This window comes from Seonamhaeicola sp. MEBiC01930, from assembly GCF_045277075.1.
GTDB lineage: Bacteria > Bacteroidota > Bacteroidia > Flavobacteriales > Flavobacteriaceae > Seonamhaeicola.
The window spans coordinates 1-22,822 of record NZ_CP104270.1 but is presented as its reverse complement, the minus strand read 5'-3'; the positions used below and the strand labels follow the sequence as shown (position 1 = coordinate 22,822).

The following is a 22,822-nucleotide window of genomic DNA, read 5'->3' as shown; positions in this document are numbered from 1 at the left end:
GTTTGTTAAGTTGTTATTGAAAAGTTTTTAATAGATTAAATAATTACTACTTTTACGCGAATTAATAGAATAATACAATATTAAGATGAAGAAAATAATTTTAGGTTTAAGTACTATATGCTTATTAGCATTTGTTTCTTGTAAAGAAAATGCGGCTAAAAAAATTGATGAAAATAAAATAACAGCAGCAGCAGAAAGAGATGCTCAAGCTTCAAAATTTCCAGTACTTGAGTTTGACAAAACTGAGCACGATTTTGGTGAAATTGAAAAAGGTACAAATGTTTCTACTGTTTTTAAATACAAAAATACTGGAGAAGCTCCATTAGTAATTACAGATATTAAGAGTTCTTGTGGATGTACTGTGCCTCAAGATTGGAGCAGAGAACCTTTAGCGCCTGGGGATTCAGGGGAGTTTTCAGTAAAGTTTAATGGAAGTGGTGCTAATAAAGTGTCTAAAACCATTACTGTAACAGCTAATACAGAAAAAGGAAAAGAATTAGTAAAAATAACAGCATTTGTTAACAACCCAAATGCAACACAATCAGCTGCTAAAACAGCGCAATAAATTATAAAATGGGAGGAGAAGGATTAGGCGCATTTATGCCATTTATTTTAATGTTTGTTGTAGTGTATTTCTTTATGATTGCACCACAAATGAAAAAGGCTAAAAAAGAAAAGAAATTTGCGGCAGAACTTAAAAAAGGTGATAGAGTAATTACAAAAAGTGGTTTACATGGTAAAGTTTTAGAACTTAATGAGAAAGACGGTACATGTGTTATTGAAACCATGTCTGGTAAACTAAAATTAGAACGTTCTGCTATTTCAATGGAAATGAGCAACAAATTGAACGCTCCAGCAAAGTAAATTAGGCAATTCTTATAATAAAATAAAAAAGCTTCTGGAAAAGGAAGCTTTTTTATTATTTAATAATTCTGTTAAAGTAAATCTTCTACAGAAAGATAGCGTTCGCCTGTGTCATAGTTCATGGTTAGAACGGTTTGGTTGGCATCAATATCTTTAAGTTTTTTTCTAACTGCGGCCAAGGAAGCCCCACTAGAAATGCCTACTAAAATACCTTCAGTTTTTGCAATTTTTTGAACCTCTGCAAAAGCTTCTTCTTTTGTAATTCTAATGGCTCCGTCAATAGTATCAACATCAAAAACCTCAGGTATAAACCCTGGGCCTATTCCTTGTAATGGGTGCGGACCTGGTTCATCTCCAGATATAATAGCAGAATCATCTGGTTCAACTGCAAATACTTTTAGTTCAGCCATTTTTTCCTTTAAAACTTTAGAAATACCAGTTATATGACCACCAGTACCAACGCCAGTTATTAAGTAATCAATGCCCTCTGGGAAATCAGCCAATATTTCTTGAGCCGTAGTTTCAATATGAATTTGCGGATTAGCAGGATTGGTAAATTGTGAAGGCATCCAAGCGTTTTTATTGTTGGCAACCATTTCATCAGCTTTTGCCAAAGTACCACCTAAACCTTCTTCTTTAGGAGTCAATACAAGGTTTGCACCATATGCAGCCATTAAACGCCTTCTTTCTAATGACATGGATTCTGGCATTACAAGAGTAAGGTTGTACCCTTTTACGGCCGATACCATTGCTAAACCAATACCCGTATTACCTGATGTTGGCTCAATGATTTCTGTTTTATCATTTATTAGACCTTTTTTTTCGGCATCTTCAATCATCGAGATTGCAATTCTGTCTTTTATGCTACCACCTGGGTTGGCTTTTTCTAGTTTTAACCAAACATTGGCTTTTGGAAAGAGTTTGCTCAGTTTTACAACTGGTGTGTTTCCAATACTATCTAAAATGTTATTGAATTTCATAATGTTATCAAATTTAATATTTAATTTGTTAAGTATATCTTATTATTTCTTTTTAATGCTTCTTCAAAGCCGTTAATTCGGCAATTTTGCAAATTACTTCAGTAGCTTTTATCATACTTTCTACCGGTACATATTCATAGCGCCCATGAAAATTATGTCCACCTGCAAAAATATTTGGACAAGGCAATCCCATATAACTTAATTGAGAACCATCAGTACCACCACGAATTGCCTTAAGTAAGGGGTCAATATCTAATTCCCTCATGGCTTTTTCAGCAATGTCAACAATATGTATTACAGGTTCTACTTTTTCTTTCATGTTAAAATACTGATCTTTTATTTCAGTATTTATGGTTTTGTCTCCATATTGAGAGTTTAACTCATTGGTTAATTTTTGCATCACTTCTTTTCTAGCTTCAAAGTGATGGAAATCATGATCTCTAATAATATATTCCAGTACAGTTTCTTCTACATCTCCTTTTATATTGTGTAAATGAAAGAATCCTTGATAACCTTCCGTATGCTCTGGTGTTTCTAACCTTGGTAAAGAGTTAATAAATTCAGTAGCTATATACATAGAATTTATCATTTTACCTTTAGCATAACCAGGATGGACAATTTTTCCTTTTATACTAACTTTGGCTGAAGCAGCATTAAAATTTTCGTATTCTAATTCACCAATTTGACTACCATCCATAGTGTAAGCCCATTCTGCTCCAAATTTTTCAACATCGAATTTATGGGCACCTCTACCTATTTCTTCATCTGGGGTAAAGCCTATTCTAATTTTGCCATGCTTAATTTCTGGGTTATTAATTAAATATTCCATTGCAGTAACAATTTCACAAATACCAGCTTTATCATCTGCTCCTAAAAGTGTTGTTCCATCTGTTGTAATAAGTGTCTGTCCTATATAAAGACGCAAGTCTTCAAAATACTCTGGAGATAAAACAATACCCCCTTCTTTATTAAGTAAAAGATCACCGCCTAAATAATTATTATGTATTTGAGGCTTTACATTTGCACCGGTAAAATCAGGAGAGGTGTCAAAATGAGCAATAAATCCAATTGTTGGAACTTCATAATCTATATTACTAGGTAAGGTAGCCATTATGTAAGCATGTTCATCTATGTTTACATCTTCCATTCCAATGGTTTCTAGTTCTTTGGCAAGTTTATTGGCTAAATCCCATTGTTTTTTAGTACTAGGAGTTGTTTCAGAGTTTGGGTCTGATTCGGTATCAATAGTAACATAACTAATAAAACGTTTTATAATATGTTCTTTTGAAATCATTTTGTTTTATGGATATAAATTATTGTCTTATAATTACTTAAAATAAAAATCAAGGTGATTCAAAATTACAATTATTAATTTGTAGGTTTCCTTATTTTTTCAATTTTTTATTTAAACTATTTAGGTGTATTTTTGCACAAATAATACTGATGTACAAATTACTACTTCGCCCTCTATTCTTTTTATTCGATCCTGAAAAAATTCATCATTTCACATTTAAGCTAATTAAATTTGTTAGTGTAATACCAGGTGTTTCTTCAATTTTCAAAGGTTTATATGTTGTTGAAGATAAAAGGTTAGAACGTCAATTGTTTGGTTTAACTTTTAAGAACCCTGTGGGTTTAGCTGCTGGTTTTGATAAGAATGCAGTATTGTATAATGAACTTGCAAATTTTGGTTTTGGTTTTATAGAAATAGGTACCATAACACCTAAGGGGCAGCCTGGAAACCCTAAAAAGAGACTGTTTAGACTAAAGGATGATAAAGGGATTATTAATAGAATGGGTTTTAATAATGAGGGGCTTGAAGCTGCTATTGAAAAACTTAAAAAAAATAAAGGAAAGCTTATAATAGGAGGGAACATTGGAAAAAACACTGATACAAAACCTGAAGATTATACAACTGATTATTTAGAGTGCTTTAATGCACTTCACCCTTATGTAGATTATTTTGTACTAAATGTAAGCTGCCCTAATGTAGGTAGTCATGCTAAATTAAATGATAAAGATTATTTAGAAGAACTCATAAATGCCGTACAGAGGGCTAATAATTTATTTAGCAATGAAAAACCAATTCTATTGAAAATTGCTCCAGATTTAAATAATGGACAGTTAGACGAAATTATAGATTTAGTAAAAGAGACCAAACTAGATGGTATTATTGCTAGTAATACATCTACTAATAGGTTGGGATTAAAGGCTTCAAAAGAAAAACTCGAGGCTATAGGAAATGGTGGATTAAGCGGACAACCAATTAAAGATAAAAGTACAGCTGTTATAAAATACTTGTCTGATAAAAGTAATAGAGACTTTCCAATTATTGGGGTTGGGGGTATTCATTCAGCTAAAGATGCAATGGAAAAGATTAATGCAGGTGCAGATTTAGTTCAAATTTATACTGGATTTATTTATGAAGGTCCGGGATTAATTAAAGCAATTAATAAAGAAATATTAAAAAGAACTACTTAATAAATTTTTTTATTACTCTCGAATTATCACCTATAAGAGTAAGCAAATATGTTCCGTTGTTTAAATTACTAACATTGATTGGTTGATTTGAAACTACGCCTGAATCAAATTTTTGTCCAACTAGGTTAGAAATTTCGTAAAACAATGTTTCATCTGTATTATTTCTTTTAATGTAAAAAGCATTATTTTTAATTGGATTTGGGTACAATTTTATTGACTCATCAGATATTGGAGTAGTTATTGTATTAATAAAAACATCGTCAATTGCAATATCACCTTCCCAACCATCACCTCTTACAGCCCTAAAACGAATATTTATTGTTTCATTTAAATAGGATGATAAATTAACAGATTTAGTGATAAAATCATCGTTTTGGCTTATCTGTTGACTGCCAATTATAGGTGGAATAACATCGATAATATAGCCGTTACTAGTTTTTATATCTATGTGCAATTCACCAATATCCTCACCAAACATATGATAAGAAAATTGCATTTCGGAGTTTTCGTAAACTACATCTATACAGGGTGAAATAAATTCGGCAATATCTCCTGGGTTTGAACCCGAAGCCTCTGCATAAATGTATTTTCCAAAAGAAGTATCATTATCTGTTTTATCATGAATTGGCCCTGTGTTTTTAGTAGAAGTTTCTCCATATGAAGTGAGCCATTTATAACCGGAATTAGCAACATCGTTTACTGACCAACCATATTCTCCAGCTATTTCAAAACCATTAAAATTTTCATCAAATAATGATCGGGTTTGAGTTCCTACTTTAATTAGGTGAGGAAATGTTTTGCTTATGGTGTTAGAGCCTTTACTCACAATTAAGGTAACATTGTAAACACCAGTCTTAAATGTATGTGTTGGATTTTTACTAGTATAATCGATAATTCCATCAGAATCTATATCCCATTGCCAATTTGTAATACCAACGCATTTTGTATTAAAGTTTACTATTAATGTTTCATCACAAGTTTGTGTTTCATTAACTATAATATCAGCGTTAAAAGAAGTGTCTGATAAATAATTCTTTTGGGTTATATAAAATGCGTACATGCGTGCCAATTGCTCTTCCGTAAAATGTGTTCTACATGCTTTTTTAGAATATGACATTATATTGGCGGTATCTGGATTAAAAACATTTCCCATTATATCCGTCTGTACGCCAATATATTCACAAAAATTATTTACGTTTTCTGTTGAAAGTTTTGGGTCTGCAGGGGTATCACAAATGCCATCACCCGTAGTGTCACAATTACTACCATCAACTAATTCTGCAGTTAAAGAATCATTGTCGTTACCATGTGTATGAATTAATGAAAACATATGTCCCATTTCATGGGCTAATGATGACCTATTTGTGGCGCATTCATTTTTTATAATAATATAATCTTTATTTCTTGTATTATCACTAAAGCCGCAAATCTCTAGGTTAGAAGTGTTTTTTAAATTATTAGTGAAGTAGATATTAACTAATCCAGAAATATTATAGGCTTCTACTAATTCGTTTTCTTCACCTTTTTGAAAATGATATAGCTCATCATTATCAATAAAGTTTATACCATCGGCAAGAAAAAATTCTAGATTTGAATCATAAAAAATTTGATTTAAATTGTTTATAGCATCATCAAGTTCTGAAAAGCTTAAACCTCCCTGTCCATCTGAATTTCTGACAATATGAGCTTTTAATGGAATAGAATTAACTATTCTCGTAGATTTATTTTCCTTTTGGTGTTTATTAGATAGAAACGATTTCTCATAAGGAGCTAATTCCGACCTTATATTGCTCAAGTAGTTTATTTGTTCTTCACTAAATTCTGTTTCACATTTAGGTATTTCATTTTGAGCCGAAATAAATTCCGTTAGAAATAAAAGGATATATAGAATATATAATATATTCTTATTAATAGGTGATTTCATTGGGGCGAAATATTTACCCAAATGTATATTATACCTTAAATGCCAACTAATAAAAACGTTTAAACGTAGTTTTTATAGATATATTTAAACAATTTACTTAATAATGAGCCTATTAGTGTAGTTTTTATTGTCTTTAGTGGTTATTTTAACCAAATAAAAACCGGAGTTAATTGATGTTAAATCTAATTTATTATTGAATTTATTTTTATCAATAAAAAACAACTTAACAGATTTTCCTAGGGCATTAAATATTTCAAATTTAATTAATTCTACATTATTGCCAGTAGAGATAATTATATAGTCATCAGAGGGGTTTGGATATAAGGAAACACCTTTTAAATTATTTTCAGTTGTATTTAAAACCTGTTTTAATGAAATTGAAATAGTCCCTATTTTTTTTTCATTAAATGGTGTAGTGTTGGAGCGGTTAAAAATAACTCCTTGCGGTATTGTAGAGGCGTTACTTAAAGAATAACTAGAGCCATCTTCAGTTCCAGCGTCATAAGGGTATAAATCTATTGTTGCACTATTTATCCATGACCCACCATTTCTTAAATTGAAACTATTAATACCTATAAACCAATCAGGACTTGGGGCAATCATTGAGGCTAAAGTTAATAATGGATAATTTTCATTCACTTCCAAATTAGAGATGGTAATTGTTCCTTTTGCAGAACCTAATCCACCAGCATTTATAAACTGATTTGCATCTGAACTTGAATTAATTTCACCTTGAAATGTAGAAGTGGCTCCAGTTTCAGCAACAGACTCTATACCTGAAGATGCCATTTCTCCAATTTCAAAAAAAGTATTGGCAGTGGTATGTGTTGCACCTACCAAGTCAGACCAATGAGCACTTGCAGGTAAATCAATGGTACTACATCCGTTTGTGGGGTCATTGAGTTCAGAATCCCAAATACTTTCAAATACAATATCATAAGTAGCAATACTTTGACAGAATAAAAAGTTAGAAACTAAAATTGCAAAAATTAAAAAAGAAGTAGATTTTTTCATAACTGTTTATTTACCCTTTGTAGGTCTAAAACTAGACTTATACCTTACAAAAAAATATGTTACTTTAGCCTTGAATTTCTATAAATAAATGCAAGAAAGTATCAAAATAATTGAATGTCCGCGTGATGCTATGCAGGGAATAAAACAATTTATTCCAACGGCACAAAAGGTACAATACATTCAAGCTTTATTAAGAGTTGGTTTTGATACAATTGACTTCGGTAGTTTTGTGTCTCACAAGGCTATACCCCAAATGGTTGATACTGCAGAGGTATTATCACAATTAGATTTAAGTAAAACTACCAGTAAGTTATTAGCTATAGTTGCCAATCTACGGGGAGCTCAAGATGCTTGTCTACACCCTGAAATTAACTTTTTAGGATATCCGTTTTCAATCTCAGAAAACTTTCAAATGCGTAATACCCATAAAACAATTTCCGAATCGGTTGATATTTTGAAGGATATTTTAGAATTAGCTAGTAAGTTTGGTAAAGAGGTGGTTGTTTACATCTCTATGGGATTTGGTAACCCTTATGGTGACCCTTGGAGTGTGGAGGTAGTAGGTGATTGGACAGAACGTTTAAATAACATGGGGGTTAAAATATTGTCTTTAAGTGATACTGTTGGTACTTCTAATCCAGAAAGTATAGACTATTTATTTTCTAATTTAATTCCTCAATACACCAATATAGAATTCGGTGCCCATTTACATACCACTCCCAACAGTTGGTTTGAGAAGGTAAATGCTGCATTTAATGCTGGCTGTAAACGTTTTGATGGTGCCATTCAAGGTTTTGGCGGTTGCCCAATGGCCAAAGATGAACTAACAGGTAATATGCCAACAGAAAAATTGCTTTCTTATTTTACTTCTAAACAACTTAATACATTAAATGCACTTAGCTTTGAAAGTGCTTTTAACGAGGCTTCTAAAATATTTAAAAACTTTTTTTAAACCTAAAACAAAGAAAATCAACCTTTTAAGTATTGTTTTAAAATTTATTTAAATTTAATCTAAATAAACTTTGTTAAACTATGAATGAGTTTTATATTTGCACCTGAAAAAATTCTTTTATTTATAACAAGTCTAAATAAAAATTAAAAATGAAAAAACTAAGCTTACTTATTACAATTTTAATAGCATCTATTTCTTATGCACAAACTGTTCAAGATTCTATTACTTTTGATCCTCAAAAACAATTAAATGCAGCCCAAAGAATACTTTCGGGGAACTATGGTAAATCTGTGACTGTTGGGGCCTATGGTGAATTAACATACAACCAACCTGAAGCTGCAAATGGTGAATTAGATGTACAACGTTTGGTTCTTCTATTTGGTTATAAGTTCAACGATAAAACTCAGTTTGTTACAGAGGTTGAATTTGAACATGTAGAAGAAGTGTTTGTAGAACAAGCTTTTGTTAATTATGCTATTGCACCTAACATGAGTATTCGAGGAGGTTTGATGTTGGTACCTATGGGTATTGTTAATGAGTTTCATGAGCCTACTACTTTTAATGGAGTAGAAAGACCAGCAACCGATAATGTTATTATACCTACAACTTGGAGAGAAATTGGTTTTGGTGTAACTGGTAGGTTCAATGATATTTCCTTGGGATATCAGGCCTATGTATTTAATGGATTTAAATCAACAATTTCAGATGGAGAAGGAGGTGTGACCGGTATTTTAAAAGGTTCAAATGGTTTACGTAGTGGACGTCAAAAGGCCATTAAATCTACAGTAGATAGTCCTACATTATCAACTAAATTAGATTATTATGGTATACCAGGATTAAGATTAGGATTGGCAGGATATTTTGGGAAAACGCAAGCAGCGGATGATGTAGAACAATTTGATGGAGCTAATATAGGTATTTCAATGATTGGTTTAGATGCTCGTTATGCGTATCAACGTTTTACAGCTCGTGGTCAATTTATCAGAGCTAGTTTATCCGATACGGAAGCTTATAATAACTTAACAGGAATGGACTTGGGGAGTGCTCTACAAGGTTGGTATTTAGAAGGCGCATATAATTTATTGCCCCAAGAGAATGCGCAAAGATTATTTGCTTTCTTAAGATATGAGAAATATGATACACATGCTGAGACTGATGGGGCTTTAGTAAGAAACGATAGTTATAATAAAACCGATATAACAACTGGTTTAAGTTACCATATAGCACCCGGTGTTGTGTTTAAAGGAGATTATCAGTTTAGAGATTCTGAAGGTGGTGATATTGCAAATCGATTAAATTTTGGAATAGGCGTTTGGTTCTAAAATATTATAATATCATACAAAAAGCAAGGCAAAAGTCTTTTCTAACAAGGAAAGACTGTCTTGCTTTGTGTGTTTAAATAAAATACTTTTGTAAAATGAAGTTCAAAATTATTTCATTAGTAGTAATAGCTTTTATATTTATGTCTTTTAACTTGCCTAAGGGTATTTTGAAAAAAGTTGATAAAGAAATTAAAGGTACTTACCAAATTGAAACATATGAATTAATACCTGTTGATTTGTCTCAAAATTTGGTGAAGTCACTGGCTTCAGATTTTTCAAATAACAATTTTTTTAAGATTAAGTCTAGCATACAAGTTTTGGGCTATGCTTATATTTCTAAAGCACCTAGTAAGACAGCGCAATTTGATTATCTTGTTTTACTAGACGAAAATTTGGTAATTATGAAATCAAAAGTGTTGGCTTATAGAGAAGAGTATGGTGGGGAAATAGGTAGTAAACGTTGGTTAAGACAATTTATTGGTAAGACAAAAGAAGATACCTTATTATATGGGGATAATGTAGTAGCAATTTCTGGAGCAACTATTTCAGTGCGCTCAATGACCAATGCTATGAATAATTTATTACAATCATTAAAAGTAATTCACGAAAAAGGAATATTGTAAATGCAATTAAATGGACTTTTAATATCACTTCCTAAGGAAATTAAACTTTTAATAGGCGCTTTTATAATAGTTCTTAGTATTGGTTTTTACACTGGTTTATTGTTTGTAGGGGAAACGTCTTCAGCAAATCCAAATGGAATTGAGGAGCATTATTTAGGAAATGAAGATGTTGAAGATGTTGAGGTTATGCGTTTTAAAAAGAGCGAAAGGGAAATGCTTACTTTAATACATAATCATATATTATCAATGTCTATAATTTTCTTTTTAGTAGGCATGTTGGTTTCTATTACCAAATTGGGAAAAAAAATAAAACTTTTTTTAATTGTAGAACCTTTTGTTTCAGTTGTTTTAACCTTTGGAGGATTGTACTTACTTTGGACAGGTATATTATGGATGAAATATATCGTTATGTTTTCAGGGATATTGATGACACTAACTTTTGTAATTTCAACACTCATAATTTTTCAACATTTATTTAAAAAACCTGTTAACTGATTTTTCAGTCTTCACACTTATTAAGCCCTATATTTCGTTTAAATATCGTATATTTGCACGCAATTATAACGTAATTGCACAATGACCGCACATCAAAACAAGATAGTAGGAGAAGGATTAACTTATGATGACGTCCTTTTAGTTCCAGCATTTTCAGAGGTACTTCCGCGCGAAGTAAGTATTCAAACCAAATTCACACGTAATATTACCATTAACGTGCCAATTATTTCTGCAGCAATGGATACCGTTACGGAAAGTAAAATGGCTATAGCCATGGCTCAAGAAGGAGGTATTGGAGTTCTTCATAAAAATATGACTATTGAGGCACAAGCCGATAAAGTAAGACGGGTAAAGCGCGCTGAAAGCGGAATGATTATAGATCCTGTTACTTTATCAATGGATTCTGAAGTAAAAGATGCTAAACGTGCTATGGCAGAACATAGTATAGGAGGTATTCCTATTGTAGATGAAGCCGGTAAGCTGAAAGGTATCGTTACAAACAGGGATTTACGTTTTGAGCACGATAATAAGAAACCTATTGTTGAGGTAATGACTAGTGAAAACTTAGTTACCGCTTCAGTTGGAACATCATTGAAAGATGCCGAAATTATTCTTCAAAAGCATAAAATTGAAAAGTTATTAATTGTTGATGATGCTTATAAGTTATCTGGATTGATAACATTTAGAGATATTACTAAAGTAAACCAAAAGCCAAGTGCTAATAAAGATAAGTACGGAAGGTTACGTGTAGCTGCTGCTTTAGGAGTTACAGGTGATGCTGTTGAACGTGCTGAAGCCTTAGTTAATGCGGGTGTTGATGCCGTTGTTATTGATACAGCCCACGGTCATACAAAGGGTGTTGTAAGTGTGCTTAAGGAGGTTAAGTCTAAATTTCCTGAATTAGATGTTGTAGTAGGAAATATAGCAACTGGTGCTGCAGCTAAGTATTTAGTTGAAGCAGGGGCAGATGCTGTAAAAGTTGGTATAGGACCTGGTTCAATTTGTACTACACGTGTAGTAGCTGGGGTTGGATTTCCACAATTTTCGGCAGTGTTAGAAGTTGCGGCTGCCATAAAAGGAAGTGGTGTTCCTGTAATTGCGGATGGAGGTATTAGATATACAGGTGATATACCTAAAGCTATTGCAGCTGGTGCTGATACCGTGATGTTGGGTTCGCTTTTGGCAGGAACCAAAGAGTCTCCAGGAGAGACTATAATTTATGAAGGTAGAAAATTTAAGTCATATAGAGGAATGGGATCTGTAGAGGCCATGAAACAAGGTTCTAAAGACCGATATTTCCAAGATGTTGAAGATGATATTAAGAAGTTGGTTCCAGAAGGAATAGTTGGTAGAGTGCCATATAAGGGCGAATTGTTTGAAAGTATACATCAGTTTGTTGGTGGATTACGTGCCGGTATGGGTTACTGCGGAGCAGCCAGTATTGAAGCTTTAAAGGAAAACGGACAGTTTGTTAAAATTACCGCAAGTGGTATTAATGAAAGTCACCCGCATGATGTAACAATAACAAAAGAATCACCTAATTATTCAAGGTAAAGTAATATTACAATTATATAAAATAAAAAGCAGCAATCTTAAATTGCTGCTTTTTATTTTTGCTACTATGTTTTTAATTAAGAACCTTTTTGCTTGTTAATTTCATCCTGTAATTGACGTCTTACCTTTTGTTCACGCTCTAGTGCAATTCTTCTGTGTTCATCAAATTCTTCTTCAATCTCAGCTAAAGCCTTTTTAGCATCTTTAGTTATAGTATTACTATTTTTAAATTTGTATATAAATAATAGAAGTAGAGCTAATAAACCAGCTATAATAGTCCACATTAAAGAGTTGTAACCACCCTTACTCATTTGCAACCCAAATAAAGCCATACTATCTTTTTCAAGATTAGTTTTATCTAAATTACTTTGAGTATTTGTTAGTTTAGATTTTAATTCAGCAACTTCCTTAGCTTGATTTTCAACTATAGCCTTGGTGTCATTAAGATCTTTTCTTACCGTCTTTAACGAATCTAAAGTGTGTGCTCTTAAAGCATATAACCATGATTGTTTAACTGCTTCATAAGCTTGACCATTGGTACCTTTGAAGTTTCCAGATTTTCTAATTAGAAATTCAAATTGATCATTTATTGATCCTTCATTTATTGAGTTTATTTGAGTGTCTTGAGCAATTAATAATGAAGTTGAAAAGCTTAATAAGAATATTAAAAAAGATGTTTTTAATAATTTCATGTTGGTCAGTTTATAGGGTTGTATTTGGATTGACTAAGTTATAAAATTTTTAATTATAAAAAGCCTCACATAATGAGGCTTTTGTATATACGATTAGAATTAAAATATAGATGTTACCTATTAATAATAGGTATAACGTCTAACTTTGGCAATATATTTTGCCAGTCTTATAACTTGATGGCTATAACCGTACTCGTTATCATACCAAATGTATACAATAGCATTTTTACCATCAGACCTTACAATGGTGGCTTTACTATCATAAATTGATGGGGCAGAACTTCCAACAATATCACTTGAAACAAGTTCATCACTAAGTTCATATTTAATTTGTTCAACTAAATCGCCTTCTAAGGCATATTTCTTTAAAATAGTATTAATGCCATTTACGGAAGTTTTCTTTTCAAGTTCCAAATTTAAAATAGCTAAAGAACCATTAGGTACTGGCACTCTAATGGCATTTGATGTTAATTTGCCTTTTAAACTTGGAAGTGCCTTAGCAACGGCAGTTCCAGCACCTGTTTCTGTTATAACCATATTAAGGGCGGCAGCTCGACCTCGACGGTACTTCTTATGAAAATTATCTACCAGATTTTGGTCATTTGTATAGGCATGAATAGTTTCTAAATGCCCGCTTTTTATTCCAAAAGAATCTTCAATAGCCTTTAAAACTGGTGTAATAGCATTGGTTGTACATGAAGCTGCTGAAAATATGTTTTGTTTATCAGGGTTGTTCTCTTTATGATTGACCCCGTAAACAATATTTGGAACTTCAACTCCTGGTGCTGTGAGTAAAACTTTATCAATACCTTTTGCTTTAAGGTGTCTACTTAGAGCTTTTTTATCTCTAAAGGCCCCAGTATTATCAATTACTAAGGCTTTTTGAATACCAAATTGCGTATAGTCTATATCTTCTGGTGCATTTGAGGAAATTATATAAACTGTTGTGCCATTAATTATTAAGGCATTATTGTTTACATCAACCGAAACAGTACCTGGAAAATCTCCATGAACAGAATCATTACGTAGTAAAGAAGCTCTTTTTTCTAAAATAGTAGCATCAACATTGCCTCTTGTAACAATTGCTCTTAAGCGTAGTTGGCTACCTTTTCCTGTTCTTACCATTAATTCTCTAGCAACCAATCTACCAATTCTACCAAAGCCATATAGTATGACATCTTTGGGTTTTATCTCGTTATTTTTATCAGCATCCTTAAGCTTTCTTGCAACAAAGGCTGTGGCATTGGCATATTTGTTTTCAGCCATGTGAAACTCATAAGTTAATTTGCCAATATCTAATTTAGCTGGAGGTATATCTAAGGTTTTAATAGCTCTTGCAATTTCAACAGAATCAAAAACAGAAATGGGTTTTTGAACAAATTTACCTGCATAGTCATGCAAATTTAATATTTGGCTAACATTTCTATCTATTAATTGATTCCTGAAAATGACTAGTTCAATAGATTTGTCATACCAAAGGTCACTAACAGTTTTTATAAACTCTACCGTTGCTCTTCTTCGGTCGGCTTGAAAGGCTAATTCCTTTTCATATGCTTTGTTGAAATTCATATTTAAAAAGTTTAGTTGTTAGCTAAAGTTAATGTTTATAAAATCATATTTCAAACGTTTTTCAGAAATAATTTATAAAAAAATAACCTCCTTATGTATACTTAAAGAGGTTATTGAATTTATTAGGGTTTTTAAAGAGTTCTATCTGAAAATCACTTCCTTTTTTTCAAGGTTTCTATTAATATATTCTAATTTTTTAATATTATCTAAAACATCATCTCCATACTTTGCTTTTATTTTAGAAATGTCTTCAATACTTTCAATTTTTATATCATTTATTCCGGTTATAATATACCCTTCAGAAATACCTAAATTAGAATATAACCATTTGTTTTTAGTCTCTTTAACAAGAACACCATGGTCAATATTATATTCTTCTTTAAAACCATCTGAAAGGTCCTGAAGCTCCATTTTAATAAAGTTAACCGTAAAAGAACTAGGACTTGAAAGCTTTACGTTTAATGTTTTTAGTTCGCCATTTCTTTCCAACTCAACTGTTACAATATCATTCGGTCTTTTAGATTTTATATATCCACTTAAATCTTCAAATTTAGAAATCTCAATATTATCTAATTTTTTGATAATATCTTTTGAATTGAGACCAGCCTTTTCAGCTCCAGAATTTTTTATTATTTCGGTTAAAAATACGCCTTCAGTGTAATCAATACCTTCTTTTTTGGCAAATTCACTTGTAAATGTTACCCCTTTGACACCTAATATTCCATTTTGAACATTCCCATATTCCATAATGTCTTCAACTACTTTTCTAGCTATATTGCTAGGAACCGCAAAAGAGTATCCTATATAAGAACCTGTTTGAGAAGTAATAGCGGTATTGATGCCAATTAACTCCCCATTGGTGTTAACTAGGGCACCACCAGAATTACCCGGGTTTACAGCAGCATCCGTTTGAATAAAGGATTGAGAGCTATTACCAGATAAATCTCTTGCTTTGGCGCTAATAATACCAGCGGTAACGGTAGATGTTAAATTGAATGGGTTACCAACTGCTAAAACCCATTCTCCAATTTTTGCATTATCAGAATCACCAAAAGTTACAAATGGTAAATCTTCATCTGGGTTAATTTTTAAAAGGGCTATATCAGTTTTGGCATCAGCACCAACTAACTCTGCTTTATAGGTTTTATTGTTGTTTAATGTTACAGATAATTCGTGCGCATTTTTTATTACATGGTTATTAGTAATAATATAACCACTGGCATTAATTATAACACCAGAGCCAGTGCCTAATTGTGGGCGCTGAGGGCTTCTACCGAAAAATAAATCTTCAAAAGTCATTTGTCCTGAGCTCATTGAAACGTTTTTTACGTGTACCACAGCATTCACAGTGTTTTCTGCAGCACTAACAAAGTCTGGAGCTTCGGTGGTGTTATATAAAGTATTAATATTACTAGTTGGTAAAAAAGTTGGTGAGGCTTGTGTGTTATCAATAACTACAGTGTTTTCTTTTTCTAGAAATAATTTGTAGGCTCCAAGTGTTAAAACTCCACCTAAGGCCGAAATCAGGACTAACGATAAGATCTTCTTCATAATTTTTCAGTTTTAAGTTTTTTTATTTCAATTTATGAATCCTGTCTATGCAGGAATCATTACAACGAATAAAATTAATTATTTATTGAATTGTCTTTTTCCTTTTAACGGTTTTTAACGCCAATTTTAACTAGTTTTAACAACTAGAAAAACTACATAATATTTATATCTTTGCTTTGAATTATGCAACAAGAGTTTTATAAATATCAAGGAACAGGGAACGATTTTGTGATGATTGATAATCGTCAACAAATATTCGACAAAAGTAACGTTGAGCGTGTTGCTTTTTTATGCGACAGGCGTTTTGGCGTGGGTGCAGATGGACTTATTTTATTAGAGAATCATGATGATTATAATTTCAAAATGGTTTATTATAATTCTGATGGAAATGAAAGTACCATGTGTGGTAATGGTGGACGTTGCCTAGTGGCTTTTGCAAGAGATTTAGGTGTTATTAGTGAAAATGCAACCTTTGAAGCTATTGATGGGGTGCATCATGCATCTATAGAAGATGATACTGTGCGATTACAAATGGTAGATGTAAATACTGTTGAAAAGCATGAAAAACATGTGTTTTTAGATACAGGGTCTCCACATCATGTGCAACATAAAGAAAATATTGAAGATTTCGATATAAAAACTGAAGGTGCTAAAATTAGATATGGGGCCCCATATAATGAAGAAGGTACTAACGTTAACTTCGTGAAAAAAATTAATAGCGATACCTTCACGGTTAGAACTTATGAACGCGGTGTAGAAGATGAAACCTTGTCTTGTGGAACTGGGGTAACAGCAGTAGCTATTGCAATGCATGCCACCAAAGAAACTGCTAACTGTTTCATAAATTTAAACGTACAAGGTGGTGAATTGAAAGTGTCTTTTGACGAAGACAAAGGAGTATACAAAAATGTATGGCTTGTTGGTCCTGCTAAGTTTGTGTTTAAAGGTACTGTATGATTACCCTTAAAGGAGAACATATATACTTACGGGCTATAGAGCCTGAAGATTTGGAGTTTATTCATGCTGTTGAAAATGATGAAAGTATTTGGGAAGTAAGCAATACTCAAACTCCATATTCTAAATTTTTAATCAAACAATATATTGAGAATGCTCACCAAGACATTTATGAGGTAAAACAATTAAGATTGGTTATTTCAAGTTATGATAATACACCACTTGGAATGATTGATATTTTTGATTTTGATTTTAAAAACAGTAGAGCAGGTATTGGTATTTTGGTGAAGGATTCAGATAATAGAGGAAGAGGTTATGGCTCTGAAGCACTAAAGTTATTAATTTCTTATTGTTTTAATCATTTGAATTTAAATCAGTTATTCTGCAATATTTCAGAAGACAACCATGTTAGTGTAAAAATGTTTGAAAAACAGGGTTTTAAGCAAGTTGGGCTTAAGAAAGACTGGAATTTCATTAATAATTCATATAAAAGCGAATATTTATTTCAGCTGATAAATAATTAATATGTATATAAAAAAAATTCTTTGGGCTATTGCTCTAATTGGCTTAGGAGTGGTGGGCTATTTTGCATACTATATATACTCTGCAATGATGGTTCCTAATACTGCATTTAATAATGAGGAGGCATATATTTATATAAAGTCTACAGATAGGTATAATGATGTTAGAGAGCAATTAGAACCCTTATTGAAAGATATTAGCAAGTTTGATGCTTTGGCTAAACAAAAGAAATATATTAATAATGTTAAAGCTGGAAAGTTTGCTATAAAAAAGGGCATGAGTAATAATGATATTATTAACTCTATTAGAAGCAAAAATATTCCAGTTAAAGTATCATTCAATAATCAGAATTCTATAGAAAAACTAGCAGGTAGAATTGCTCTTCAAATTGAAGCAGATAGTATTTCTCTATTAAGCGCCATGAAAGATGATGCTTTTTATACAGATAATGATTTTAAAAATGAAACTGCTTTGGGTATGTATTTACCAAATAGTTACGAGTTTTTTTGGAATACTTCTGCTGAAGCGTTTAGGGATAGAATGTTAAAAGAGTATAACCGTTTTTGGAATGATTCTCGGTTAAATAAGGCTAAGGCTATTGGATTGTCTGAAGATGAGGTGATTGCCTTAGCATCAATTGTTTATGAAGAATCTAAACAGTCTTCAGAACAACCAAGAATAGCGGGTGTTTATATAAACAGATTGAAAATTGGGATGCCCTTACAGGCTGACCCCACCCTAAAGTTTGCGGCGTATAAATTGCCAAAATATGAAAACACAATTATAAAACGTGTTTTAAATATTCATAAGAAAATTGACTCTCCATATAACACATATAAGTATTCTGGTTTACCACCAGGCCTTGTTGCAATGCCAGATCTTTCTGCAATTGAAGCTGTATTGAATTACGAAAAACATAAATACCTCTATTTTGCGGCAGATGCCAAAAATGTTGGTTTTCACAAGTTTGCTAAAACTTTAGCTCAGCATAATAGAAACGCTAAGGAGTATCATACGTATTTGTCTTCTCAAGGAATTTATAAGTAGTGAGGTGTCTTTGGATAATATATTTTTTTTTAGTTCTAGGAATTTCAGCACCCGTATTCTCTCAATCAAAATTAGATGCTTTTTTAACACCAAGTGACACTTTAATCAAACCCCGAAGGAATTTAGTGGTTATTTCCGAAGCCTCATTGGCAAGTACAACATTGATTGGATTAAACCAACTTTGGTACTCAGATTATGATAGGTCAAAATTTCATACCGTAAATGATAATAAGGAATGGCTTCAAATGGATAAAGTTGGGCACATGTTTACGTCTTATCAACTTGGTAGAGTAGGAGCAGATTTATTAAACTGGAGCGGAGTTAGTAAAAAGGACCAACTAATATATGGAGCTACTCTAGGTTTTGGTTATTTAACAGCTATTGAAGTGTTAGATGGTTATTCAAAAGAATGGGGGTTTTCTTGGGGTGATATGGCAGCAAATGCTACCGGAACAGGATTATATATTGGTCAAGAATTACTCTGGGATGAACAGCGAATTGACCTTAAGTTCTCATTTCATCAAACTAAATACGCCTCAATGAATCCTGATAAGCTAGGGAAAGGTCTATTAGAAGAGGTTTTAAAAGACTATAACGGGCAAACGTATTGGTTAAGTGTCAATATTCAATCTTTTTTTAAGGAAAGTAAAATACCTAAGTGGTTAAATATAGCGGTAGGCTATGGTGCACAAGGGATGTTAGGGGAAACAGAAGATGTTGACAATCAGTTGTTAACAAATATTCAGCCTTTACGTAATTTCTATTTAAGTTTTGATGTAAATTTGAGTAAGATTAAAACCAATTCTCCTGTGTTAAGATCTGTTTTTAGCGTTTTGAATATGTTAAAAATACCGTTTCCTGCTTTAGAATTTAATAAAAAAGGGACTGTATTTCATCTATTCTACTATTAAAAGTAGTATTTAAACGAATTGTTTTGAGTGTATTAGTTTTTTTTATAATTTTGCACGCTCAAATTTCAAGGTGTATTTTAATTAAAAGAATACGCTAAAAAATTTAGAATTATGGTAAAGAATATTGTAAAATATTTTACCCTTGGACTAACAATATGTTTATTATTGTTGATTTCATTTTCATCAAATGAAACTGTAGATCTAAGTAAGTATTCTACTAAAGGACTGGACTTAAATTATACCGTAAGTCTAGAAGAGGCTAGAGGAAAGAACCTTATAGCGTCTAAAGAAGTTTTCTCTCCTTATTTAGGTAAATCTTTTGTTGGCTTTAAAGAAGCTGTGGCTTTTAAGGAATCTAGAGGAGATTATTCATGTGTAAATACCTTTGGTTACTTAGGTAAATACCAATTTGGGAAGGAAACTTTAAAACTTATTGGGATTAATAACCCTAAAGAGTTTTTAAATGACCCTAAGCTTCAGGAAAAAGCTTTTATTGCAAATGCTGAAAGAAACAAATGGATTTTAAGACGTGACATTAGGAATTTTGTTGGAAAACGAATTAATGGTGTTATAGTAACGGAATCTGGAATTTTGGCAGCTGCTCATTTAGCTGGACCTGGAAGTGTAAAGAAGTATTTAAGGAGTTATGGGCTTGATAATTTTGCCGATGGCTATGGAACAACGGTTTATACTTATATGAAACGTTTTTCTGGATACGATACTTCTTTTATTAAACCAAACAAAAGAGCAAAGGCAATATAATTAGCTTTTATGAATAATAAATATGGTAGGTCTTTTATGAAGGTCTACCATATTTTTTTTCCAGCTATTCGCGGATTGCGTTTTAATAAATTCTGTAGAAAGTGTAATATCACAAGCTACGCAAATATTCGTATTTCCACCTAGAATAGCCGAAATGTCTTCAAGCATTTTATTGTTTCTATAAGGTGTTTCAATAAATATTTGAGATTGCTTTTTTTCAAAAGATAATCTTTCTAAACGTTTAAGCTCATTCCTTCTCTCGTTTTTGTCAATTGGAAGGTAACCGTTAAAAGCAAAACTTTGTCCGTTCATTCCAGAACTCATAAGTGCTAGTAAAATAGAAGATGGACCAACTAAGGGTGTTACTTTTATATTTTTCTCATGGGCAATCTTTACAATATCCGCTCCTGGGTCAGCTATTCCGGGGCATCCAGCTTCAGAAAGTAAACCAATCTTCTCACCATTTAAACATGGGGCTAAGAAAGCTGGTAATTCAGATGGGTCTGTATGTTTGTTTAAAATGAAGAATTGTAGAGATGGTTGCGATTTTTCAGGTGTTATTCGCTTGATAAAACGTCTAGCTGTTTTTTCGTTTTCAACAATAAAAACGGTTAATTGTTCAATGGCTTCTTTTACAGTTATAGGTAAAACTTCTAGAGGTTCGTTGTCTCCTAAAGTGCAAGGAATTAAATATAAGTTGCCTTCGCTTTTCATTTTAACTCAAATTATCAGCAATTTTAGAGCAGGCTTCGTCTAGCATATTATAAACATTTTCAAAACCTTGGTTGCCGCCGTAGTATGGATCTGGCACATCATAATTCTTATCTGGATAAACTAAGTTTAAAATCATTTCAACTTTATCAATATCCTCTTGATTTCTTGCAAGGTTTATAACATTTTGATAATTTGATTCATCCATAACATAGATAAAATTAAACGTATCAAAATCATGAATGGTAAATTGTCTACCTCTTAAGTTTGATATATCTAGACCGTGTTTTCTAGCAACGGCAATTGAACGTTTGTCTGGTTGGCTTCCAGTATGGTAATTTGCTGTTCCAGCAGAATCAACTTTAAATTCACTTGAAAGTTTGGATTTTAATATACCTTCAGCTAATGGTGAACGACAAATATTGCCAAGACAAACCATTAGAATTTTAGTCATTAGAATTTAATTTTATACAGAAAGTTTCTTAGAAATATCTTCAACGTATTTTCTAAACTGCTTATCAGTTGAAGAAAGGTTATCAACTGTTTTACAAGCATGTAAAACCGTGGCGTGATCTCGTTTTCCTATTTGAGAACCAATACTGGCTAATGAAGCTTTAGTGAACTTTTTAGCAAAGAACATTGCTAATTGGCGCGCTTGAACTATATGACGTTTTCTTGTTTTAGATTGTAAGGTGTCAATATCCATTTGAAAGTAGTCTGATACTACTTTTTGTATATAATCAATAGATACTTCACGTTTAGTATTCTTAACAAATTTCTCTACTATAATTCTAGCTAAATCAATTGTGATTTCTTTCTTATTGAAAGAAGATTGTGCTATAAGGGAAATAATGGCGCCTTCTAGTTCTCTAACATTAGATTTAATGTTTTTGGCAACATAGTCAATAATTTCCTCAGGCATTTCAACGCCATCACGATAAAGCTTGTTCTTTAAAATTGAAACTCTTGTTTCAAAATCAGGAGTTTGTAATTCAGCAGAAAGCCCCCATTTAAAACGAGATAGCAAGCGTTGTTCAATATCTTGCATATCTACAGGTGCTTTGTCGCTTGTTAAAACAACTTGCTTGCCATTTTGGTGTAAATGGTTGAATATATGGAAAAACACATCCTGAGTTCCAGATTTACCCGAAAGAAATTGTACGTCATCAATAATAAGAACATCAATTATTTGGTAAAAATGAATAAAGTCATTTCTGTTGTTTTTCTTAACCGCATCTATATATTGTTGAGTGAATTTTTCTGCTGAAATATATAAAACCGTTTTTTCTGGGTATTTATCCTTAATGTCTACACCAATTGCATGAGCCAAATGTGTTTTCCCTAAACCAACTCCTCCAAAAATTAGAAGCGGATTAAAAGATGTGCCTCCTGGTTTATTGGCAACAGCTAATCCTGCACTTCTTGCTAATCGATTTGAATCGCCTTCTAAAAAATTATCAAAACTGTAGTTTGGATTTAATTGAGATTCTACTTTAACATTTCTAATCCCTGGAATTATGAAAGGATTTCTTAGCTCAGGACTTTTGTTGTTAAATGGAATATCAACATCTTGTGATTTTACTGCTGATCTATTTGAACTTGGTATTTTTTCCGTAAAAGGTTGTTTGTTGCCATAAGTGTTTTCCATTTTAATAATGTAAACCAATTTGGCAGTTTCACCCAGTTCCTTAGTAAGAGCCACTTTTAAAATTTTAACGTAATGCTCTTCAAGCCACTCATAAAAGAATTTACTAGGTACCTGAATGCTTAAAGCATTTTCAGTAAGTTTAACTGCAATTATTGGTTCAAACCAAGTTTTATATGCTTGCGGTTGAATATTATCTTTTATAAATTTCAGACAACTATTCCATACCGATTGCGCAGTTACACTCAT

Annotated in this window: 23 protein-coding genes; 13 read left to right on the top strand and 10 right to left on the bottom strand. The window is 32.2% G+C overall.

What is annotated here, in order from left to right:
• Positions 1–85 precede the first annotated feature (85 nt).
• Entirely contained in the window at positions 86–565 is a 480-nt protein-coding gene (locus tag N1F78_RS00115) for a DUF1573 domain-containing protein (RefSeq protein ID WP_406684167.1), read from the top strand.
• Positions 566–573: 8 nt separating this feature from the next.
• On the top strand, positions 574–864 hold the full coding sequence (gene yajC / locus N1F78_RS00110; protein WP_406684166.1) for a preprotein translocase subunit YajC: 291 nt from the start codon (positions 574–576) through the stop codon (positions 862–864).
• A gap of 71 nt (positions 865–935) precedes the next feature.
• Here yajC and cysK read toward each other — a convergent pair whose 3' ends face one another.
• Together cysK and pepT are read right to left on the bottom strand one after the other, a co-directional pair.
• Positions 936–1,844, bottom strand: a complete 909-nt coding sequence (gene cysK / locus N1F78_RS00105) for a cysteine synthase A (RefSeq protein WP_406684165.1) — start codon at positions 1,842–1,844, stop codon at positions 936–938.
• Between the two features lie 52 nt (positions 1,845–1,896).
• Positions 1,897–3,138 (bottom strand): peptidase T, encoded by a 1,242-nt coding sequence (pepT, locus tag N1F78_RS00100; RefSeq protein WP_406684164.1) that lies wholly within the window; start codon positions 3,136–3,138, stop codon positions 1,897–1,899.
• Between the two features lie 149 nt (positions 3,139–3,287).
• Between pepT and N1F78_RS00095 the strand changes: the two genes are divergently transcribed.
• Positions 3,288–4,325: a quinone-dependent dihydroorotate dehydrogenase gene (locus N1F78_RS00095; protein WP_406684163.1), complete on the top strand. Its 1,038-nt coding sequence runs from the start codon at positions 3,288–3,290 to the stop codon at positions 4,323–4,325.
• Here the strand turns inward: N1F78_RS00095 and N1F78_RS00090 are convergent.
• Entirely contained in the window at positions 4,318–6,249 is a 1,932-nt protein-coding gene (locus tag N1F78_RS00090) for a M43 family zinc metalloprotease (RefSeq protein ID WP_406684162.1), read from the bottom strand. The two genes, N1F78_RS00095 and N1F78_RS00090, sit on opposite strands and share 8 nt — an antisense overlap.
• A gap of 93 nt (positions 6,250–6,342) precedes the next feature.
• The gene (locus tag N1F78_RS00085; RefSeq protein ID WP_406684161.1) at positions 6,343–7,263 is read right to left on the bottom strand and encodes a spondin domain-containing protein; all 921 of its coding nucleotides are present in this window, start codon (positions 7,261–7,263) and stop codon (positions 6,343–6,345) included.
• 88 nt (positions 7,264–7,351) lie between these two features.
• Between N1F78_RS00085 and N1F78_RS00080 the strand changes: the two genes are divergently transcribed.
• From N1F78_RS00080 to guaB, 5 genes are all read left to right on the top strand, one after another.
• On the top strand, positions 7,352–8,215 hold the full coding sequence (locus N1F78_RS00080) for a hydroxymethylglutaryl-CoA lyase (RefSeq protein ID WP_406684160.1): 864 nt from the start codon (positions 7,352–7,354) through the stop codon (positions 8,213–8,215).
• Between the two features lie 149 nt (positions 8,216–8,364).
• On the top strand, positions 8,365–9,537 hold the full coding sequence (locus tag N1F78_RS00075; RefSeq protein ID WP_406684159.1) for a hypothetical protein: 1,173 nt from the start codon (positions 8,365–8,367) through the stop codon (positions 9,535–9,537).
• A gap of 95 nt (positions 9,538–9,632) precedes the next feature.
• On the top strand, positions 9,633–10,160 hold the full coding sequence (locus tag N1F78_RS00070; RefSeq protein WP_406684158.1) for an FMN-binding protein: 528 nt from the start codon (positions 9,633–9,635) through the stop codon (positions 10,158–10,160).
• Positions 10,161–10,655: a hypothetical protein gene (locus N1F78_RS00065; RefSeq protein WP_406684157.1), complete on the top strand. Its 495-nt coding sequence runs from the start codon at positions 10,161–10,163 to the stop codon at positions 10,653–10,655.
• An 81-nt stretch (positions 10,656–10,736) separates the two neighbouring features.
• Positions 10,737–12,209: an IMP dehydrogenase gene (guaB, locus tag N1F78_RS00060; protein ID WP_406684156.1), complete on the top strand. Its 1,473-nt coding sequence runs from the start codon at positions 10,737–10,739 to the stop codon at positions 12,207–12,209.
• A 77-nt stretch (positions 12,210–12,286) separates the two neighbouring features.
• On the opposite strand, the gene N1F78_RS00055 is transcribed toward guaB, so the two are convergent.
• The 3 genes from N1F78_RS00055 to N1F78_RS00045 all read right to left on the bottom strand — a co-directional run bounded on the left by N1F78_RS00055 (position 12,287) and on the right by N1F78_RS00045 (position 16,021).
• The gene (locus N1F78_RS00055; protein ID WP_406684155.1) at positions 12,287–12,901 is read right to left on the bottom strand and encodes a tRNA (guanine-N1)-methyltransferase; all 615 of its coding nucleotides are present in this window, start codon (positions 12,899–12,901) and stop codon (positions 12,287–12,289) included.
• A gap of 120 nt (positions 12,902–13,021) precedes the next feature.
• Complete coding sequence (locus N1F78_RS00050; protein WP_406684154.1) at positions 13,022–14,470, bottom strand: glyceraldehyde-3-phosphate dehydrogenase; 1,449 nt, start codon at positions 14,468–14,470, stop codon at positions 13,022–13,024.
• 141 nt (positions 14,471–14,611) lie between these two features.
• Positions 14,612–16,021 (bottom strand): trypsin-like peptidase domain-containing protein, encoded by a 1,410-nt coding sequence (locus N1F78_RS00045; protein WP_406684153.1) that lies wholly within the window; start codon positions 16,019–16,021, stop codon positions 14,612–14,614.
• Positions 16,022–16,204: 183 nt separating this feature from the next.
• Between N1F78_RS00045 and dapF the strand changes: the two genes are divergently transcribed.
• From dapF to N1F78_RS00020, 5 genes are all read left to right on the top strand, one after another.
• Positions 16,205–16,978, top strand: coding sequence for a diaminopimelate epimerase (dapF, locus tag N1F78_RS00040; protein ID WP_406684152.1), 774 nt, complete (start codon positions 16,205–16,207; stop codon positions 16,976–16,978).
• A complete protein-coding gene (locus N1F78_RS00035) occupies positions 16,975–17,499 on the top strand; it encodes a GNAT family N-acetyltransferase (RefSeq protein ID WP_406684151.1) in 525 nt (174 codons plus the stop codon). The genes dapF and N1F78_RS00035 overlap by 4 nt, the downstream gene beginning before the upstream one ends.
• A gap of 1 nt (position 17,500) precedes the next feature.
• On the top strand, positions 17,501–18,544 hold the full coding sequence (gene mltG / locus N1F78_RS00030; RefSeq protein WP_406684150.1) for an endolytic transglycosylase MltG: 1,044 nt from the start codon (positions 17,501–17,503) through the stop codon (positions 18,542–18,544).
• Positions 18,544–19,455 carry a DUF2279 domain-containing protein gene (locus tag N1F78_RS00025; protein ID WP_406684149.1) on the top strand — a complete coding sequence of 304 codons (912 nt, stop codon included), beginning with the start codon at positions 18,544–18,546 and terminating at the stop codon, positions 19,453–19,455. The genes mltG and N1F78_RS00025 overlap by 1 nt, the downstream gene beginning before the upstream one ends.
• 111 nt (positions 19,456–19,566) lie before the next feature.
• Complete coding sequence (locus N1F78_RS00020) at positions 19,567–20,217, top strand: peptidoglycan-binding protein LysM (protein ID WP_406684148.1); 651 nt, start codon at positions 19,567–19,569, stop codon at positions 20,215–20,217.
• On the opposite strand, the gene N1F78_RS00015 is transcribed toward N1F78_RS00020, so the two are convergent.
• The 3 genes from N1F78_RS00015 to dnaA are packed head-to-tail and all read right to left on the bottom strand — an operon-like array spanning position 20,218 to position 22,822.
• Positions 20,218–20,931 carry an SAM-dependent methyltransferase gene (locus N1F78_RS00015; RefSeq protein WP_406684147.1) on the bottom strand — a complete coding sequence of 238 codons (714 nt, stop codon included), beginning with the start codon at positions 20,929–20,931 and terminating at the stop codon, positions 20,218–20,220. It lies immediately after the preceding gene.
• 1 nt (position 20,932) lies between these two features.
• Complete coding sequence (locus tag N1F78_RS00010; protein WP_406684146.1) at positions 20,933–21,382, bottom strand: low molecular weight protein-tyrosine-phosphatase; 450 nt, start codon at positions 21,380–21,382, stop codon at positions 20,933–20,935.
• 12 nt (positions 21,383–21,394) lie between these two features.
• Positions 21,395–22,822, bottom strand: a complete 1,428-nt coding sequence (gene dnaA / locus N1F78_RS00005; protein ID WP_406684145.1) for a chromosomal replication initiator protein DnaA — start codon at positions 22,820–22,822, stop codon at positions 21,395–21,397.